14 protein-coding genes are annotated in these 17,711 nt (G+C 70.2%); 9 read left to right on the top strand and 5 right to left on the bottom strand.

The genetic code is table 11. From position 1 onward, the window contains the following. Positions 1–10 precede the first annotated feature (10 nt). Both GH664_RS16445 and GH664_RS16440 read right to left on the bottom strand, forming a co-directional pair. Positions 11–1,384, bottom strand: coding sequence for a sodium:alanine symporter family protein (locus GH664_RS16445; RefSeq protein ID WP_153169158.1), 1,374 nt, complete (start codon positions 1,382–1,384; stop codon positions 11–13). A gap of 54 nt (positions 1,385–1,438) precedes the next feature. After that, entirely contained in the window at positions 1,439–2,692 is a 1,254-nt protein-coding gene (locus GH664_RS16440; protein ID WP_153169157.1) for a D-amino acid dehydrogenase, read from the bottom strand. A 245-nt stretch (positions 2,693–2,937) separates the two neighbouring features. Here GH664_RS16440 and GH664_RS16435 point away from each other — a divergent pair, with 245 nt between their 5' ends. From GH664_RS16435 to GH664_RS16415, 5 genes are all read left to right on the top strand, one after another. Continuing rightward, a complete protein-coding gene (locus GH664_RS16435; RefSeq protein WP_228111574.1) occupies positions 2,938–4,509 on the top strand; it encodes a sigma-54-dependent transcriptional regulator in 1,572 nt (523 codons plus the stop codon). A gap of 267 nt (positions 4,510–4,776) precedes the next feature. Beyond that, on the top strand, positions 4,777–5,544 hold the full coding sequence (locus tag GH664_RS16430) for a DUF3348 domain-containing protein (protein ID WP_153169156.1): 768 nt from the start codon (positions 4,777–4,779) through the stop codon (positions 5,542–5,544). Then, positions 5,541–7,775 carry a DUF802 domain-containing protein gene (locus GH664_RS16425; protein WP_153169155.1) on the top strand — a complete coding sequence of 745 codons (2,235 nt, stop codon included), beginning with the start codon at positions 5,541–5,543 and terminating at the stop codon, positions 7,773–7,775. Before GH664_RS16430 ends, GH664_RS16425 begins: the two co-directional genes overlap by 4 nt. 2 nt (positions 7,776–7,777) lie before the next feature. Next, positions 7,778–8,428: an OmpA family protein gene (locus GH664_RS16420; protein ID WP_194270430.1), complete on the top strand. Its 651-nt coding sequence runs from the start codon at positions 7,778–7,780 to the stop codon at positions 8,426–8,428. A 120-nt stretch (positions 8,429–8,548) separates the two neighbouring features. After that, on the top strand, positions 8,549–9,298 hold the full coding sequence (locus GH664_RS16415; RefSeq protein WP_153169153.1) for a DUF2894 domain-containing protein: 750 nt from the start codon (positions 8,549–8,551) through the stop codon (positions 9,296–9,298). 39 nt (positions 9,299–9,337) lie between these two features. Here GH664_RS16415 and GH664_RS16410 read toward each other — a convergent pair whose 3' ends face one another. Beyond that, on the bottom strand, positions 9,338–9,673 hold the full coding sequence (locus GH664_RS16410; protein ID WP_228111583.1) for a YnfA family protein: 336 nt from the start codon (positions 9,671–9,673) through the stop codon (positions 9,338–9,340). 117 nt (positions 9,674–9,790) lie between these two features. On the opposite strand from GH664_RS16410, the gene GH664_RS16405 reads away from it, so the two are divergent. Together GH664_RS16405 and GH664_RS16400 are read left to right on the top strand one after the other, a co-directional pair. Beyond that, positions 9,791–11,413, top strand: a complete 1,623-nt coding sequence (locus GH664_RS16405) for a SulP family inorganic anion transporter (RefSeq protein ID WP_194270428.1) — start codon at positions 9,791–9,793, stop codon at positions 11,411–11,413. 30 nt (positions 11,414–11,443) lie between these two features. Beyond that, entirely contained in the window at positions 11,444–12,646 is a 1,203-nt protein-coding gene (locus GH664_RS16400; RefSeq protein WP_153169150.1) for a DUF2252 domain-containing protein, read from the top strand. A gap of 29 nt (positions 12,647–12,675) precedes the next feature. Here the strand turns inward: GH664_RS16400 and GH664_RS16395 are convergent, their stop codons facing one another. Continuing rightward, a complete protein-coding gene (locus tag GH664_RS16395; protein ID WP_153169149.1) occupies positions 12,676–13,692 on the bottom strand; it encodes an AI-2E family transporter in 1,017 nt (338 codons plus the stop codon). A 236-nt stretch (positions 13,693–13,928) separates the two neighbouring features. Between GH664_RS16395 and GH664_RS16390 the strand changes: the two genes are divergently transcribed. Next, on the top strand, positions 13,929–16,670 hold the full coding sequence (locus GH664_RS16390; RefSeq protein ID WP_228111573.1) for a cation-transporting P-type ATPase: 2,742 nt from the start codon (positions 13,929–13,931) through the stop codon (positions 16,668–16,670). Beyond that, complete coding sequence (locus GH664_RS16385) at positions 16,667–17,464, top strand: N-acetylmuramoyl-L-alanine amidase (RefSeq protein ID WP_228111572.1); 798 nt, start codon at positions 16,667–16,669, stop codon at positions 17,462–17,464. Before GH664_RS16390 ends, GH664_RS16385 begins: the two co-directional genes overlap by 4 nt. An 80-nt stretch (positions 17,465–17,544) precedes the next feature. On the opposite strand, the gene GH664_RS16380 is transcribed toward GH664_RS16385, so the two are convergent. Next, a partial coding sequence (locus GH664_RS16380; RefSeq protein WP_153169148.1) for a phosphate acyltransferase occupies positions 17,545–17,711 on the bottom strand: 167 nt, incomplete at its 5' end.

Genomic DNA, 17,711 nt, shown 5'->3' with positions numbered 1-17,711 from the left:
CGGAGATCCGTCAGGCGCGCGCGAGCTTCAGCCGCAACGCCTGCCCGGCCCAGTATTCCTGGGTCAGCTTGACGATCACCGGTGACAGAAGCACCAGCGACACCAGGTTGGGCACTGCCATGAAGGCGTTCAGCGTGTCGGACACCAGCCACACGAATTCGAGCTGGGTGACGGCACCGACGAGGACGAACAAGGTCCATAGCAGGCGGTAGGGCTTTTCCATCACCGCGCTGCCGACGAGGTATTCCCAGCACTTCTCACCGTAGTAGGCCCAGCCCAGGATGGTGGTGAAGGCGAAGACGACCAGCGCGATCGCCAGGAACTCGCCGCCGAAGCCGGGGAAGGCCGCGGAGAAGCCCGCCGCGCTCAGCGCCGCGCCCTTGAGACCGCTGCTCCACACGCCGGTGACGATCAGCACCAGGCCGGTCATCGTGCACACCAGGATGGTGTCGATGAAGGTACCCATCATCCCCACCAGGCCGGACTCCACCGCGTTGCTGGTCTGGCCGGCGGCCTGGGCGATGCCCGCGGTGCCGAGCCCGGCTTCATTCGAGAAGATGCCGCGCGCCACGCCATAGCGCACTGCCATCATCACCGCCGCGCCGGCGAAGCCGCCCGTCGCCGCCACCGGGCTGAACGCGCTGGTGAAGATCAGCGAGAACGCCGCGGGGATCTGGTCTGCATAGATGCCGAGCACGGTCAGCGAGGCGACGATGTAGCCGACGCACATGAAGGGCACCAGCTTCTCGGCCACCGCGCCGATGCGCTTGACGCCGCCCAGCAGCACGAAGCCGGTGATCACCGCCATCACCACACCCGACAGCCAGGGATCGATGCCGAAGCTGGCCTGCAATGCCCCGGCGATGCTGTTGGCCTGCACCATGTTGCCGATGCCGAAGCCGGCCAGGCCGCCGAACAGCGCGAAGGCCCCGCCCAGCCAGCGCCAGTGGCGGCCGAGGCCGTTCTTGATGGCGTACATCGGTCCGCCCACCTGCTCGCCGTGGTCGTCGGTCTCGCGGTAATGCACCGCCAGCAGCACCTCGGCGTACTTGGTGGCCATTCCCACCAGCGCGGTCATCCACATCCAGAACAGCGCGCCCGGTCCGCCGACGGCGATCGCGGTGGCCACGCCGGCGATGTTGCCCACGCCGACGGTGGCCGCCAGCGCGGTCATGAGCGCGGCGTAGGGCGTGATCTCGCCCACCGAGCCCGGCGCCGCCTTGCGTCCGCGCCAGACCATGGCGAATCCGGCGCCGATCTTGGCAATGGGCATGAAGCCCAGGCGCAGTTGCAGGAACAGGCCGGTACCGAGGATCGCGACCAGCATCGGTACGCCCCAGACCACGTCGTTGATGGACGTGATGAATGCGGTGAGGGTTTCCATCTGTGTTGTCTCCAGTCTTGTTTTGTATTGCGGCGAAAAAGGGCGCGACGCGGCTCAGGCGTAGCGCGCCATGCTGAGGTCATTGACGGCGATGTCGGGCGCCTTGCCGCTGAGCATGTCGGCGACGATGCGGCCGGTGCCGGCGGCCATCGTCCAGCCAAGCGTGCCGTGGCCGGTGCTCAGGTGCAGGTTGGGGAAGCGCGTGCGGCCGATGATCGGCGTGCCATCCGGCGTCATCGGCCGCAGTCCGGTCCAGAACTCGGCCCGGGCGACATCGCCGCCCTTCGGGAACAGGTCGCTCACCACGAACTCCAGCGTCTTGCGCCGGGCCGCGTTCAGCTCCAGGTCGAAGCCGGACAACTGCGCCGTGCCGCCGACGCGGATGCGGTCGCCGAGGCGGGTCACCGCCACCTTGTGGGTCTCGTCCATGATGGTGGATTCGGGCGCCATGGCCGCATCGGTGATCGGCACGGTGATGGAGTAGCCCTTCACCGGATAGACCGGGATGTCGAGGCCGATCGGCTTCAGCAGCCGCGTGGAATAACTCCCCATCGCCAGCAGGTAGTGGTCGGCGGTGAGGGTGCCGGCGCTGGTGCGGATGCCGGTGATGCGGCTGCCATCGGTCTCGATGCCGTCGATGGTGGTGTTGAAGCGGAACTTCACGCCCAGGCCTTCGGCCAGCTTGGCGAGGCTCTGAGTGAACTTGAAGCAGTCGCCGGTCTCGTCGCCGGGCAGGCGCAGCGCGCCGACGAACTTGTCCTTCACCAGCCGCAGCGCCGGCTCGTATTCCAGATAGCCCTCGCGATCGAGCACCTGGAACGGCACGCCGAACTGCTCGAGGATCTCCACGTCCTTGCCGATGCCGTCGAGCTGCTTCTGGGTGCGGAACAACTGCAGCGTGCCCTGCGTGCGCGCGTCGTACTGGATGCCGGTTTCCGCCCGCAGGTCCTTCATGCAGTCGCGGCTGTACTCGGCCACGCGCACCATGCGGCTCTTGTTGATCTGGTAGCGCGCCTCGGTGCAGTTGCGCAGCATCGCCGCGCCCCAGCGCCACATCGCCGGATCGAGCATCGGCTTGATCACCAGCGGGCTGTGATGCATCAGCATCCACTTGATGGCCTTGATCGGCACGCCGGGTCCGGCCCACGGCGCCGAATACCCCGGCGACACTTCCCCCGCGTTGCCGAAGCTGGTCTCGAGCGCCGGCGCCGGCTGGCGATCGACGACGGTGACCTGGTGCCCGGCGCGGGCGAGGTAGTACGCGGTGGTCGTGCCGATGACTCCACTACCGAGAACGAGGACGTGCATGCGAATTCTCCTTGGGCTTGAAGCCGGCTGTGCTGCCGACAGGCTTGTTCGAGCACCCTTGAAGCGAACTCCGTGCCAGCCATTTAATTGTCTTTTAAATCAGTACCTTGAAAGAAGCTTCAGGCGCAACTGACAACAAGTCGTCACGTTTTCGTTACAAATAGCCCACACATGCGCGCTCAGTGGGCTGAATTTCTTTTTATTTCATTTACTTGCGTTAATCGTATCGATTTCGATACGATGTAATGAATTTCCTACGGAGCATCGCCATGCGCATCGACGTGCGCTTTTCCGACCGCGTCGGCATCGCCCAGGAGATCCTCGCCGAGCTCGCGCGCCGCCGCGTCAATGTGACGGCGGTGGAGGTGGAACCGCCCCACATCTACATCGAGGCGCCGACGCTGGGGCAGGACGGCCTGCGCGAGCTGCGAAGCGATCTGCTGCAGGTGTCTGGCGTGCTGACGATCGAGAGGGTGGGCATGCTCCCCGGCGCGCGCCGCAGCATGTATCTCGACGCCCTGCTGGCCTCGCAGGCCGACCCGGTGTTCGCGGTGGACGAGGCCGGCGTGATCGTCGTCGCCAACGGCGCCGCGGTGGCAGCCTGCGGGGTGGACGAAAAAGGCGTGACCGGCACTTCGATGCAGGACCACATCGGCGACCCGGCGCTGATGGCGGCGCTGATCGACGGCGGCTACCACCTGCCGGTATGCGAGATCGTCATGAATGGCGAACCCTACATGCTCGAGGCCATGCCACTGCACGAAGCCGGCGGCAACGTCGCCGGCGCGGTGATGACCCTGCATGCCCCCAGCCGTATCGGCGAACGGCTCAACGCGCTGCAGAACTACGACGCCGGCGGCTTCGACGCCATCCTCGGCAACTCGCCCGAGATGGACCAGTTGAAGCAGCGTGCCACACGCATGGCGCTGGTCGACGCGCCGCTGCTGATCACCGGCGAGACCGGCACCGGCAAGGAGCTGCTGGCCCACGCCTGTCACCTCGGCAGCAGCCGCAGCGGCCAGCCCTTCTTCGCGCTCAACTGCGCCGCGCTGCCGGAGAACCTCGCCGAGAGCGAACTGTTCGGCTACTCGGCCGGCGCCTTCACCGGCGCGCTGCGCGGCGGCAAGCCCGGCCTGCTGGAGCTGGCCGACCGCGGCACCGTCTTCCTCGACGAGATCGGCGAGATGTCGCCCTACCTGCAGGCCAAGCTGCTGCGCTTCCTGAATGACGGCAGCTTCCGCCGCGTCGGCGGCGACCGCGAAGTGAAGGTGAACGTGCGCATCATCAGCGCCACGCACCGCGCGCTGGAGGAGATGGTCGAGCGCGGCCAGTTCCGCCAGGACCTGCTGTTCCGCCTCAACGTGCTGACCCTGCACGTTCCGCCGCTGCGCGAACGCGCCGGCGACATCCTGCCGCTGGCCGATTTCTTCCTGCGCCGCGCCTGCGCCCAGGCATCGCGCCCACCGATGCGCTTCTCGGCGGCGGCGAGCGCCGCGCTGCTGACGAACCCCTGGGTCGGCAACGTCAGGCAGTTGCAGAACGTCGTCTTCCGCGCGGTGACGATGACCGACGGCAGGGTGATCGATGCCGGCGACCTGGAGCTGGCCCGCGGCACGACGCCGACTGCCAATGACGCCACCCAGGTGGCTACGCTGGAACAGGCGGTGGCGGATTTCGAGAAGGATCTGCTCACCCGCCTGTACCGCGAGTTTCCGTCCAGCAGACGGCTGGCGAAGCGGCTCGGCACCTCGCACTCGGCCATCGCCAACCGGCTGCGGCGCTATGGCATCGGCAACGAGCCGGGACGGAGCGACTGACACGCAAACGTAAGGATTGATGCGGCAGCGCTCCTAATCCGGTCCGGCGGCGGGGGATGCGTTCCGCGTTCTGCGGAACTCGACCTCGCTTCGCTCGGGACTCGAACAGTCCTCGCCCGCTCCACGCATCCCCCACCGCCGGACCTGCGACGTTGCGGGCTCACAGGACTGCTGACCCCCTCCCTGCAAAAGACCACCACCGCTCACCCATCCTCCACTTTGTAGTAGCCTTGCGCCTTTTTCGTCGGGCTGACCTCGAAACTCCTTATGGCGCAAGGACTTCCGCGCACGCATCTGAACAGCGCCGGACTCGTCCGCGCCCTCGCCGGGCTGGCGGTAGCCGAGATTCCCGCGTCGGGCCAGTCGCTTGCCGAGCGCCTGGGCGACTGGCTGGATTTCAAGGACGCGCTGGCGCTGTTCTCCGCGCTCAACGCGCAAGCGGCGGCGGACGGCGGCACGACCGCATCCGCGACGGCGATTGCCGGCGCGCGCCACGCCTGCAAGCGGGTGCGCGCGGCGCTGGCGGAATCGATCGCCAGCGACGGCGTGTCGCAGCCGGGCAAGGCGCGCATCGAACTGCCGGTGCCGACGGCACAGGACACCGCGGAGGAAGCGGCCGATTTCGAGCCCTGGCGCCGCTACTACCTCGCGCACCAGCGCGACATGAACGCGAACATCGGCGCCCTGCGCGCCACCGTGCGGGCCGCGCTGGCACGGCGATCGCCCGCGCTGGCCAAGCTCGCCGCCCTCGACGCGGTGATGGACCAGGCGCTGGCCGAGCGCGAGCGCGCGCTGCTGGCGACGGTGCCGGCGTTGCTGGAGCAGCGCTTCGGCCAACGGCTGGACGCGCACCGCGCGGCGGTCGCGGACAGCCAGGCCGCCGACGACCCGGCCGCCTGGATGGGGCCCGGCGGCTGGCTCGCCGGCTTCTGCGCCGAGCTGAAGGCGGTGCTGCTGGCAGAGCTGGAACTGCGCCTGCAGCCGGTCACAGGGCTGCTCGAGGCGCTCGACAACGAGATGGGAAAGCAGCAATGAACAGAAGCACCCCCGTGGCCGCCTGGGTTGCGGCCTGCTTGGCCGCGTTCCTCGCTGGCCTGCTCGCCGTCGCCTGGATCGGCGTCGGCTACCTCGGCCACAGCGTGCTGGCGCTGACCGTCACCATGCTGATCGGCGCCGTCTACCTCGCCGGCGCGCTGGAACTGCGCCGCTTCCAGGGCGCCACCACCGGGCTGGAGCGCGCGCTGGCGGAGATCCCCGCCGACCTGCCGCACCCCGGCGGATGGCTCGAGCGCCTGCCGCCGTCGCTGCAGAATGCGGTGCGCCTGCGCATCGAAGGCGAGCGCGTCGCCCTGCCCGGGCCGGCGATGACACCCTACCTGGTGGGCCTGCTGGTGCTGCTGGGCATGCTCGGCACCTTCCTCGGCATGGTGGTCACGCTGAACGGCGCGGTGCTCGCGCTGGAAAGCACCACCGACCTGCACACCATCCGCGCCGCCCTCGCTGCGCCGGTGAAAGGCCTGGGCTTCGCCTTCGGCACCTCGGTGGCCGGCGTCGCCGCCTCGGCCATGCTCGGCCTGATGTCGGCGCTGTGCCGTCGCGCGCGGCTGCAGGCCTCGCAACTGCTGGACACCCGGATCGCCACCACACTGCGCGGCTTCTCGCGCGCCCACCAGCGCGAGGAAAGCTTCAGGGCGATCCAGCAGCAGGCCCAGGCGCTGCCCGAAGTGGTACAGACGCTGCAGGCGATCATGGCGCAACTGGAGCGCCAGGGCCGCGAACTGAACGAGAGCCTGCTCGCCGAGCAGCAGCGCTTCTACCAGGATGCACGCGGCGCCTACGGCGGGCTGGCCGAATCGGTGGCCGCCTCGCTGCGCGACAGCCTGGCGGAATCCGCCCGGCTGGCCGGCGACACCATCCGCCCGGCGGTGGAGGCGACGATGGCCGGCATCGCGCAGGAAACCACCGCGCTGCAGCAGCGCGTGGCCGACGCCGTCACCGTGCAGCTCGAGGGCCTGTCCACCCGTTTCGACGGCGCCGTCGGCGCGGTGACGCAGACCTGGACGAGCGCGCTCGAGCGCCACGAGCGCAGCAGCGAAGACCACAGCCGCAGCCTGAAGGAGGCGCTCGCCATCTACGCCGACAGCTTCGAGACGCGCGCGGCGGCGCTGCTGTCTTCGGTCGAAGGCGCCCATGCTGCGCTGCGCACCGAGCTCGCCGGGGCGACGACCAGCGTGGCGCAGGAAACCGCCGCCCTGCACGCGCGGCTGACGAATGCCGTCGCTGCCCAGCTCGACGGCATCGCCACCCGCTTCGACACCGCGATGGCTGCCGTCGCCGACACCTGGTCGACCGCGCTCGCGCACCATGAGCACAGCAGCGAAGCGCTGGGCGCCGACCTGCGCAGGACGCTGGATGCGTTCACCGGCACTTTCGCCGAGCGCTCGGCCGCGCTGCTCGACCGCGTCGCCGACCGGACCGCGGCGCTGCAGGCGGAACTTGCCGCCGGTGAAGCCGCGCGGCGCAGGGAACAGGCCGAAGCGCTGGCGGCGCTCGCCACATCGCTGGGGCAGGAATGGCACGCCGCCGGCGAGCAGGCCCGCGCACAGCAGGAGCGCATCTGCGCCAGACTTGATGAGACCGCGCGCAGCATCGCCGAAACCGCGCAGGTCCAGGCCAGCCAGACCATCGCCCAGGTCGCCGGGCTGATGCAGACCGCCGCCGAGGCGCCACGCGCCGCCGCCGAAGTCATCGGCCAGTTGCGCGCCGAGCTCTCCGCCAGCATCGCGCGCGACAACGACATGCTGGCCGAGCGCAGCCGCATCATGGAAACGCTGGCCACCCTGCTCGACGCGATCAACCACGCCTCGACCGAGCAGCGCGCGGCGATCGACGCGCTGGTGGCTTCGTCGGCCGACGCGCTGGAACGCGCCGGCAGCGCCTTCGAACGGAACATCGACACGCAGGCCGTGCGCATGGCGGAAACCGCCAGCCAGGTCGCCGGCGGCGCCGTCGAGGTGGCCAGCCTGGGCGAAACCTTCGGCGCCGCGGTGCAGCGCTTCAGTGAATCGAACGCCGCGCTGATGACCGCGCTGCAGCGCATCGAGGCGGCGCTGGACAAGTCGCTGGCGCGCAGCGACGACCAGCTCGCCTACTACGTCGCGCAGGCGCGCGAGCTCATCGACCTGAGCCTGATGTCGCAGAAGCAGATCGTCGACGACCTGCAGCAGATCTCCGCCAGGCAGCCGTCGCTGGTGGACGAGGCCTGATGATGGAAGACATCCACGCCGGCGACGCCGGCTACGAGCAGGCCACGCCGGTCTGGGCCGTCTTCGGCGACCTGATGTCCGGCCTGCTGGGCGCCTTCGTGCTGATCCTGGTCGGCGTGCTGGGCGTGCAACTCGAGCTGGCGAGCACGCTGGAAGCCGAAGTGCAGAAGCGCCACGTCGAGGAGCAGAGGCGCGTGGCGCTCGAGCAGGCGCTGTCCGGCCCGCTCGCCGCCGGCCGGGTGACGCTCAACGACGGCCGCATCGGCATCAGCGGCAGCGTCCTGTTCGCGCTGAACTCCGCCGAACTGCAGCCCGAAGGCCGGCAACTGCTGAAGAGCCTGGCGCCGCCGCTGGCCGCCTACCTCGCCACCCGGGACGAGCTGCTGATGGTGAGCGGCTTCACCGACGACCGCCCGATCCGCGACAGCAACCGCCAGTTCGCCGACAACTGGGAGCTGTCGGCACAGCGCGCGTTGACGGTGACGCGCGCGCTGATCGAGGCGGGCATCCCGTCCGCCGCGGTCTTCGCCGCCGCCTTCGGCCCCGAGCAGCCGGTCGCCTCCAACGCCGACGACGAAGGCCGCTCGCGCAACCGCCGCGTGGAAATGGCGCCGGTGCCCCGATCGGCGCGCAGCGACAGGCCGGCCGGGTGATGCGGATGGAGGCGTGCAGGCTTCTGTGGGAGTGGCGGCGGCCGCGATGGAGCTCGCCCGGACAGCGCGGGTGCTTCGGGTCGCGGTCGAGCCCGCTCCTACACGGCAGGACGCGCCCGCATGCCCGGTGACCACCAGCCAGGCCGCTTCCTGGCGATGATCGAGGCCTTGCGCGCGCAAGGCGCGGAGCGCTTCGATCCCGCCGGCTTCCGCTTCATTGAGGCGCTTTCGCGACGAGCTGCGGCGCAGCCAGAAGGTGCCCGTCGATGGGTGGAACGCAGGCTGGCCAGCGCGCTGGCGCAGTTCCGCGAGGACTTCGAACGGGCTCGCTCCGCCGCTGGCGAGGTGCTGGCCGGCGCCACCACCCGCTTCCCGGAAGCCGCCGACGCGCTGCAGCGATGCCACGACGCAGCGGACTTCAGCGCGCTTCAGCGCCTGGCCGCGCGGCTGGAAACCCGCGGCGGCCCCAGCCCGCTGGCCGCCCTGCTCGCCCACGCCGGCCAGCCTGCGAGCCCGGCGCAGGCAAGCGCCGCGGCGGGCGGGCCCGTCACCCATCCGCCGCGCGAACTGAAATCCCTGCGGCAGTTCCGCCGCACCTGGTCGAAGCTCAATGTCGAGCGCCAGCTTTCCCATGCCGTCGCGCGTGCCCCCGACAATGCCGGCCCGCTCAACTCGCACCACCTCGCGCTGCAGGCACTCACGCAGATGCGCGAGCTGTCGCCGGCCTATCTCGAGCAGTTCCTGTCCTACATCGACGCGCTGCAATGGCTGGACGAGGCCAACGCCGGCCGCAGCGGCGTCAAGGCAAAGGGCGCCCCGCGCCCCGAGCGCGAGCGGAAACGCAAGCCCGCACGCGGCAAGGCGGGCTGAAGCTGCGCCGCCCGGCGGTCGGCTCCGCCCGCGCCCCGCTCAGCCGGCAGGCGGCTGCAGCGCGATGACCGCCATGCCCACCAGCGCGATCGCGGCGCCGGCGACATCCCAGCGCGTCAGCGCGAGCCCATCGACGAAGTGCAGCCATAACAGCGCGACCGCGATGTACATGCCGCCATACGCCGCATAGGTCCGTCCCGCAGCGGTGGGGTGCAGGGTCAGCAACCACGCGAACAGCGCCAGCGAGATCGCTGCGGGAATCAGCAGCCAGGCGCTCCTGCCCTGCCTGAGCACCAGCCAGGGCAGGTAGCAGCCGACGATCTCGGCCACCGCGGTCACCGCGAACAGGAGACTCAGGCGCAGCAGCTCCAAAATGGGCTCCGGGCGGGAAAGCCGAGCATTGTGTCACACGGCCCCCAGCCATCCGGGCCGCGCGGCACGCATCTGGCGGATACTACACAGGCAGGGCTGGCCAGGGATCGAACGATGCGCATGCCGACAACCGACTCACACCACTGGCGCGACATCGCGGCGGGGACCGCGGTGGCGGGCATGCTGCTGCCGGAGGCGGTGGCCTATGCGAGCATCGCCGGCGTGCCCACCGTGCACGCCCTGATCGCCGCCCTGGTCGGGCTGTGCATCTATCCGCTGTTCGGCAGCAGCCGCTTCGCCACCGTCGCCCCCACCTCGTCGGCGGCGGCGATCTTCGCCTCCATGGTTGCCACCAGCGGCACCGCGAGCGGCTACGCGCTGGTGGGGCTCACCGGCGGCCTCTTCCTGCTCGCCGCGCTGTTCCGCATGGAGTTCCTCGCCGCCTTCATTTCACGCCCGGTGCTGCGCGGCTTTTCGTGGGCGCTGGCGTTCACCATCATCGTCAAGCAGTTGCCCCATCTCGCCGGGCTGCCCGCTGCCGGGGGAACGGTGTTCCAGATCCTCGCCGAACTCTGGCATCGCGCCGGCGAATGGCAGGGGATGAGCATGCAGTGGGGGACCGCCGCCATCGCACTGTGGCTCGGGCTGTACCGGGCCCGACGGCGCAGGCCATGGCTGCAGCCTTCGCTGCTCACCATGGCGGCGGGCATCGCCGCATCGCACATGCTGCAGCCGGGCGCTGCCGGCATGAGCCTGGTCGGGCTGGTCGACCTTGAAGGCCTGTCGCTGCGATGGCCACAGCTCGACGAGCAGGGCTGGCTGCATGCTGCTCAACTGTCGCCGGCGCTGCTGATGATCCTGTTCGCGGAGTCGTGGGGCGCCTCGCGCTCGCTGGCGCTGCAGAAGGGCGACGAGATCTCGGCGCGGCGGGAACTGCTAGGGCTGGGCGCAGCCAACCTCGCCACCAGCCTGGTGCAGGGCCTGCCGGTGGGCGCCGGGTTCTCGGCCTCGGCGGCAAGCTTCTCGGCCGGGGCCCGCAGCAAGCTGGCGGGCGTCGTCGCCGCCTGCGCCATCGGGCTCATCGTCTGGCTGCTGCGCGGCGAGCTTGCGCTGCTGCCCCTGCCGGTGCTGGCGGCGATCGTGGTCTGCATCCTGCTGCACAACGTCAGCCCAATGCCGCTGCTGTCCTCGCTGCGCGCCGGCAGCGACGCCTGGCTCGCGCTGGTGGCCATCGCCGGCGTGCTGACGACCGGCGTGCTGTCGGGCATGCTGTTGGCAGTGGGCCTGTCGGTGGCGCTGGCGATCAAGCGCTTCTCGCAGCCGATCTGGACCGAGCTGGGGCAGTTGCCGGGCACGCGCGACTACGTCGACATCGCCCAACACGCCGAGGCGGTGCGCCGGCCGGGCATGCTGATCGTGCGCCCGGAGGAGCCGGTGTTCTTCGCCAACGCGGAGCGCATCTTCCAGGAAGTGAGAGACGCCGCACGGCGCGACGACATCCGCTCGGTGATCCTGAGCATGGAGATCTGCGACGACCTCGACACCACCTCGGTCGAGGCGCTGGCCGAGCTGCGCTCCGACCTGGCTGCACGCAAGCAGGTGCTGAGCCTCGCCCGGCTCAAGGACCGGCCGCGCCAGGCGCTGCTGCGCTTCGACGCCACCACCAACGGCGGCCGCGCGACACACGCGGCGGAAAATCTCTTCTGGAGCGTGGACGATGCGGTGCAGGCGATGACGCCCTGACGCACCACCCTCGTCCCGACACACGACACCATGGACCTCATCCAACGCATCCGGCAGTTCAACGCCGGACGCGATCCCGAACGGCTCGCGCTCAAGTACCGCAGGATGCGCGAGGATCCCTTCATCTTCCTGCGCGCGAGCTGCCACCTGTTCCAGGACCGCCTGACCGGGCTCGGCGCCACGCCTGCGGCCCCGCTGGCCTGGTTGTGCGGCGACCTGCACCTGGAGAACTTCGGCAGCTACAAGGGCGACAACCGGCTGGTCTATTTCGATCTCAACGATTTCGACGAGGCCGCGCTCGGCCCCGTCACCCGCGAGCTGGTGCGCTTTCTGGCCAGCCTGCTGGTCGGGGCGGAAAGCCTGGGATCGAACCAGCGCCAAGCCCTCGACCTGTGCGCCGCCTTCCTCGACGGCTATGCCGGCGCGCTGGCCGAAGGCAAGGCGCGCTGGGTCGAGCGCGACACCGCGGACGGCCTGGTGGCGGACCTGCTGAAGTCGGCGCGCAAGCGGTCGCGCGCCCGGCTGCTCGACAGCCGCACCGAGCTGAGCGGCAGCAAGCGCAAGATCCGCATCGACGGCGTCAAGGCGCTGCCTGCGTCGGCCAGCCAGCGCAGCCGCGTCACCGCCTTCATGGAGGATTTCGCCACGCGCCAGCCCGCGCCGCGTTTCTTCAGGCCGCTCGACGTCGCCCGCCGCATCTCCGGCAACGGCAGCCTGGGGGTGGAGCGCTACATCATCCTGGTGCAAGGCAGGGGCTCGCCCGACGGCAACTACCTGCTGGACCTGAAGGCGGTGCAGCCCTCCTCGCTGCTGCCTCATCTCGCCGCGCGGCAGCCGCGGTGGGAGAGCGAGGCCGAGCGCGTGGTGGCCGTGCAGCGCCGCATGCAGGCGATCTCCATGGCCTTCCTGCATCCGGTGCGCCTCGACGGCCACTCCTGCGTGCTGCGCGCCCTGCAGCCGTCCGAGGATCGCGTCGATCTGAGCGCTTGCAGCGGGCGGCAGAAGCGGCTCGCGGGCCTCGTGCGGACGATGGGGGAGATCGTCGCCTGGGGCCAGTTGCGCAGCAGCGGCCGCGACGGTTCGGCCCTCGCCGATGCGCTGATCGATTTCGGCACGCACCCCGTCTGGCGCGGCGAACTGATTGAACTCGCCCGCCTGTGCGCCGCTGCCGTGCGCGAAGACTGGGCCACCTACTGCGCCGCGTACGACGACGGCGCGTTCCGCAGCGACTGAGCCGGTGGCCGCGGCCCCCGCCGGTCGCGTCAGATCAAGGCCGCGGCCTTGAGCTCGGCCTTCACATAGGCGTAGGTCACCGGCGCGATCGCCAGCCCGCCAGGCCCGAACAGGCGCTCCATGACCAGCATGGCGAGCAGGATCTCCCATGCCTTGGCACCGATCTGTTCGCCAACCACCTTGCCGATCACCAGCCATTCGAGCTTGTGCACCAGGATCAGGAAGGCCAGCGACAACACCGCCGCGAGCGCGGAAACCGACAGGCTGATCAGCACGATGATGGTGTTGGAGATCAGGTTGCCCGCCACCGGCAGGAAGCCGACGAGCCAGGTCACCAGGATCATCGTCTTGACAAAGGGCAGCGAGATTCCGATCGCCGGCAGCACGCCCAGCAGGTAAATGCCGGTGAGGGTCGCGTTGATGGTGGCGATCTTGCCCTGCGCCACGAACACGGTGCGGAACATCGCGTAGAAGCGCTCGATGCGCTCGCTCAGGGCCTGCGCGAGGGGGCGCTGCTGATGCGGCTCGTCGACCTCCTGCACCGCGACCAGGGCGGCGACGAGCATGCCGATCAGGATCTGCACCACGCCCACGCCCGCCTCCTTGCCGGCCAGGCGCAGCTCCGCCGCATGCTCGCGCAGCCAGTGCACCACCGCGTCCTTCAGGTCCGACGCGGTGCTGGGCAGGCTGGCGAGCACCCAGGCCGGGAGGATGCCGTTTGCGCTGTCGATGGTCTCGGCGATCTTCACCCACAGCGCGTCCAGGCCCGAGCCGCTGTGCAGCAGCACCGCGATCCACAGCCCCGCCTTCACCAGGCCGCCGACCACGATGATGGCGATGCCCAGCGTGGCGAGGACCCTGGCGTTGTGGCCGGAGGCGAACCGGCCCACCAGGGGCTGCGCAAGCTGCACCAGCAGGAACACGAGCAGCCCGCTGAACAGCGCACCGACCATGTGCGACGCGAGCACGCCGAGCAGCCCTGCTGCAAAGAGCAGGTAGGAAGCCACGACCGGCGGCGGCGGAAAGTCGATGTCCTGGAGTTTCATGCGGCGGGCACAGGCGATGTCGGGAAGTGCGGATTGTCGGCGATCTGGCTGTCGCGGTGGGGGCTCGCAGCCCACGGAAGGACGATCGCCGCCATTGGAGCCTGCGTGGTCGCGATCCGAACCCTGTCGCGGCTGCCGCCGCTCCCACCAGGCACCGGCCCGGGTGTTGCCGGTGACCGCCTGCGGCGCTATCGTCAGCTCGGGGGCACACGGGCGTCCCTGCAGACGCCGCCGACATGCCTGCCGGGCAAGAGAGCGAGGCGATGAAGATCCACCAACTCCCGGTCGCCGAGGCGCTGGCCAGCGTGCATGGCCGCGCCGAAGGCCTCGATGCGGCCGACGCCCTGCAACGCCTGGCCGAATTCGGCCCCAACACCGTCGCCGCCGAAACCCGCGAACCGCTCGGCCTGCGCCTGGCGCGGGAATACTTCCACTTCTTCTCGCTGATCCTGTGGATCGCCGCGGCGCTCGCCCTGCTCGCCGAATGGCAGGCGCCGGGCGAAGGCATGGCCAAGGTCGGCCTCAGCATCGTCGCGGTGATCGTCATCAGCGGCAGCTTCTCGTTCTGGCAGGAGCACCGCATCGAGCGCTCGCTCGCCGCGCTGCGGCAACTGCTGCCGCAGCAGATCCAGGTGTTGCGCGAGGGCGGCATTTCCGCGCTGCCGGTCGACCGGCTGGTGCCCGGCGACATCGTTGCGATCGAAGCCGGACAACGCGTACCGGCCGACTGCAGGCTGATCGAGGCGCATCAGATCCGCGTCGACATGGCGACCATCACCGGCGAATCCGCGCCCCGCGCGCGCGACGCCCAGGCTTCGACGGACGAACAATGGACCGCAGCGCGCAACATCCTGCTCGCCGGAACGGCGATCGTCTCCGGCCGCGGTCGCGCGCTGGTGTTCGCCACCGGTGCGCGTACCGAATTCGGCAGGATCGCGCGCCTGACGCAGACAGCCGGCGACATCGTGTCGCCGCTGCGCCTCGAGCTGGCACGCCTGAGCCGGCGCATCGCCTTCATCGCAGTGTCCATCGGCGCGGCCTTCCTCGTCATCGGCACGCTGCTCGGCATGCCCTTCTGGCGCGACCTGATCTTCTCGATCGGGATCATCGTCGCCATGGTGCCCGAAGGCCTGCTGCCCACGCTGACGCTGGCACTGGTGCTCGCCTCGCAGCGCATGGCGCGGCGCCAGGTGCTGATCCGCCACCTCCCCGCGGTGGAAACCCTGGGCTCGGCGACGGTGATCTGCACCGACAAGACCGGCACGCTGACCGAGAACCGCATGCGCGTGCACAGTCTGCTGGCCGGCATGGACCTGCACCCGCTCGCCGGCTTCGAACTCGACGCGGCGGCCCGCAGCCACCACCGCCACCTCGCCGCCGCTGCCGGTGCCTGCCACAGCCTGGAGGCTTCCATCGTCGACGGGCGTCGCACGCTGCAGGGCGACCCGATGGAAATCGCCCTCGTCGCCATGGCGGACCGGCTTGGCGCGCCGCACCGGGGCCTGCGCCGCATCGACGAGCACCCGTTCGACAGCGACCGCATGCGCCAGTCGGTGCTGGTCGAGGACGCTACGGGCAAGCGGACCCTGTATTGCAAGGGCGCCCCGGAGACGGTGCTGCCGCTGTGCTCCCGCATGGTGCTCGATGGCGGCACCGAACCGCTCGATGCCGCCCGGCGCTCAGCCATCCGGCAGGCCCAGGAAGACATGGCGGCGCGCGGCCTGCGCGTGATCGCCTTCGCCTGGCGCGATGCCGGACAGCCGGACGAGGATGCATTGGCCGAGCGCGAGCTGGTGTTCTGCGGCCTGATCGCGCTCGCGGATCCGCCGCGCCCGGAAGTGCCGGCTGCCATCCGCACCTGCCGCGAGGCCGGCATCCGCGTCATCATGGTCACCGGCGACCATCCGCAGACGGCGGTGGCGGTGGCGCGCGAGATCGGCCTGGTGCAGTCGGCCGAGCCGGTCGTCATCACCGGCACCGAACTGCAGCGCCTGTCGGCGACGCAACTGCAGATCGCGCTCGATGCGCCCGACCTGGTGTTCGCGCGCCTGGCGGCCGACCAGAAGCTGCGCATCGTGCAGGCCTTGCGCGACAAGCAGCACATCGTCGCGGTGACCGGTGACGGCGTGAACGATGCGCCGGCGCTGAAGGCCGCCCACATCGGCATCGCCATGGGCCGCTCGGGCACCGACGTCGCGCGCGAGGCCGCCGACATGGTGCTGCTCGACGACAACTTCGCCAGCATCGTCAGCGCGGTGGAGGAAGGCCGCGCGGTGTTCGCCAACATCCGCCGCTTCCTCACCTACGTGCTGGTGCACAACGTGGCCGAGCTGGTCCCCTTCCTCGCCTTCGCGCTGTTCCGCCTGCCGGTGGCGCTGACGCCGATCCAGGCGCTGGCGATCGACATGGGCACCGACTCGCTCACCGCGCTGGGCCTCGGCGCGGAGCGCCCGGACCCGCAGGCGATGTGCCGTCCGCCGCGGCCACGCAGCCAGCGCCTGCTGGACCTGCCGCTGGCCCTGCGCGCCTATCTGTTCCTCGGCACGATCGAGGCGGCCGGCGCGATGTCCGCCTTCCTGTTCGTGCTCCACCACGGTGGCTGGCGCTACGGCCAGATGCCCGGGGTGGACGACCCGCTCTACCTGCAGGCGACCACCGCGGCACTGTGCGCGATCATCGTCATGCAGGTGGTCAACGTCTTCCTGTGCCGCAGCCCGGTGCGCTCGGTGCGCGCGACCGGCTTCGGTGGCAACCGCTGGATCCTCGCCGGCGTCGCGCTCGAGCTGGCGCTGCTCGCACTGTTCGCCTACACGCCCTGGGGCAACGCGCTGCTCGGAACCGCGCCGCCGCCGGCAGCCGTGTGGTGGTGCATCCTCGGCTTCGCGTTGTGCATGCTGATCCTGGAAGAGGCACGCAAGGCCGTGCTGCGGCGCGGCCTTCCCGGCTTATCGCGGCGTGGGGGAGAATCCGCCCCATGATGCTCCGCTCCTCGCGCACCCGCGTCGCGGCCGGTGCCAGCCGCCGCCGCGCTGCCTTCGTTCTCGGCAGCCTCGTCGCCACCCTGCTCGCCGCCTGCGCGCCGATCGCGCCGCGCGGCATGCAGGGCGCGACCTTCGTGCCTTCGCCCAATTTCGACGAGCGGCGGCCCAACCTGGTGGTGATCCACCATACCAGCAACGGCTCCCAGCAGCAGGCGCTGCGCACGCTGACCTCGCCGGCGCGCAAGGTCAGCGCGCACTACCTGATCGGGCGCGACGGCGAGATCCTGCAACTGGTGGACGAGCGCGCCCGCGCCTGGCATGCGGGGCTGTCGCACTGGGGCGGAAGCACGGACGTCAACTCGAGTTCCATCGGCATCGAGCTCGACAACAACGGCGAAGAGCCCTTCGCCGATGCGCAGATCGACGCGCTGCTCGTCCTGCTCGCTGACCTGCGCACGCGCTACCGCCTTCCCGCAGCGAACTTCATCGGCCATGCCGACGTCGCGCCCGCGCGCAAGGCCGACCCGAGCGCCTGGTTTCCATGGCGCAGGCTGGCCGAACAGGGGTTCGGCCTGTGGTGCGACCCGCCGCTGCCACCCGCGCCGGAAGGCTTCGACCTCGCGCTGGCGCTCACCGCGCTGGGCTACGACCCGGCCGCACCGGACGCCTCGCGACCGGCCTTCCTGCTGCATTTCGCCCGCGGCGACGAGGCGCTGCCGCATGAGGAGGTGAGCGCGCTGGCCTACTGCCTCGCACAGAAGAAGCCTGCCGCGAGCCGCTACGCGCGCTGACCCCGGCAAGTTGCGTCGTTGTCGTCGCGATCACCGCCGCGCCGCAGGCGGCGGTGCGGCGGAAACAGGTCACGCCCCTCTCATGCGCCACCCTGCCCGGCCTCGACCACGGTGAGCGCGGTCATGTTGATGATGCGGCGCACGGTGGCCGACGGCGTCAGCACATGCACCGGCTTGGAGGCCCCCAGCAGGATCGGGCCGATCGTCACGCCTTCGCCCGCCGCATTCTTGAGCAGGTTGAAGGCGA

This window comes from Thauera sp. 2A1 (assembly GCF_009469595.2).
Taxonomy (GTDB): Bacteria; Pseudomonadota; Gammaproteobacteria; order Burkholderiales; family Rhodocyclaceae; genus Thauera.
This window is presented reverse-complemented; position numbering and strand designations above follow the sequence as displayed.

Bases quoted from the DNA above. Each gene is read 5' to 3' on its own strand.
- GH664_RS16445 (WP_153169158.1), bottom strand. From the start codon at position 1,384: ATGGAAACCCTCACCGCATTCATCACGTCCATCAACGACGTGGTCTGG.
- GH664_RS16440 (WP_153169157.1), bottom strand. From the start codon at position 2,692: ATGCACGTCCTCGTTCTCGGTAGTGGAGTCATCGGCACGACCACCGCG.
- GH664_RS16435 (WP_228111574.1), top strand. From the start codon at position 2,938: ATGAATTTCCTACGGAGCATCGCCATGCGCATCGACGTGCGCTTTTCC.
- GH664_RS16430 (WP_153169156.1), top strand. From the start codon at position 4,777: ATGGCGCAAGGACTTCCGCGCACGCATCTGAACAGCGCCGGACTCGTC.
- GH664_RS16425 (WP_153169155.1), top strand. From the start codon at position 5,541: ATGAACAGAAGCACCCCCGTGGCCGCCTGGGTTGCGGCCTGCTTGGCC.
- GH664_RS16420 (WP_194270430.1), top strand. From the start codon at position 7,778: ATGGAAGACATCCACGCCGGCGACGCCGGCTACGAGCAGGCCACGCCG.
- GH664_RS16415 (WP_153169153.1), top strand. From the start codon at position 8,549: ATGCCCGGTGACCACCAGCCAGGCCGCTTCCTGGCGATGATCGAGGCC.
- GH664_RS16405 (WP_194270428.1), top strand. From the start codon at position 9,791: ATGCCGACAACCGACTCACACCACTGGCGCGACATCGCGGCGGGGACC.
- GH664_RS16400 (WP_153169150.1), top strand. From the start codon at position 11,444: ATGGACCTCATCCAACGCATCCGGCAGTTCAACGCCGGACGCGATCCC.
- GH664_RS16395 (WP_153169149.1), bottom strand. From the start codon at position 13,692: ATGAAACTCCAGGACATCGACTTTCCGCCGCCGCCGGTCGTGGCTTCC.
- GH664_RS16390 (WP_228111573.1), top strand. From the start codon at position 13,929: ATGCCTGCCGGGCAAGAGAGCGAGGCGATGAAGATCCACCAACTCCCG.
- GH664_RS16385 (WP_228111572.1), top strand. From the start codon at position 16,667: ATGATGCTCCGCTCCTCGCGCACCCGCGTCGCGGCCGGTGCCAGCCGC.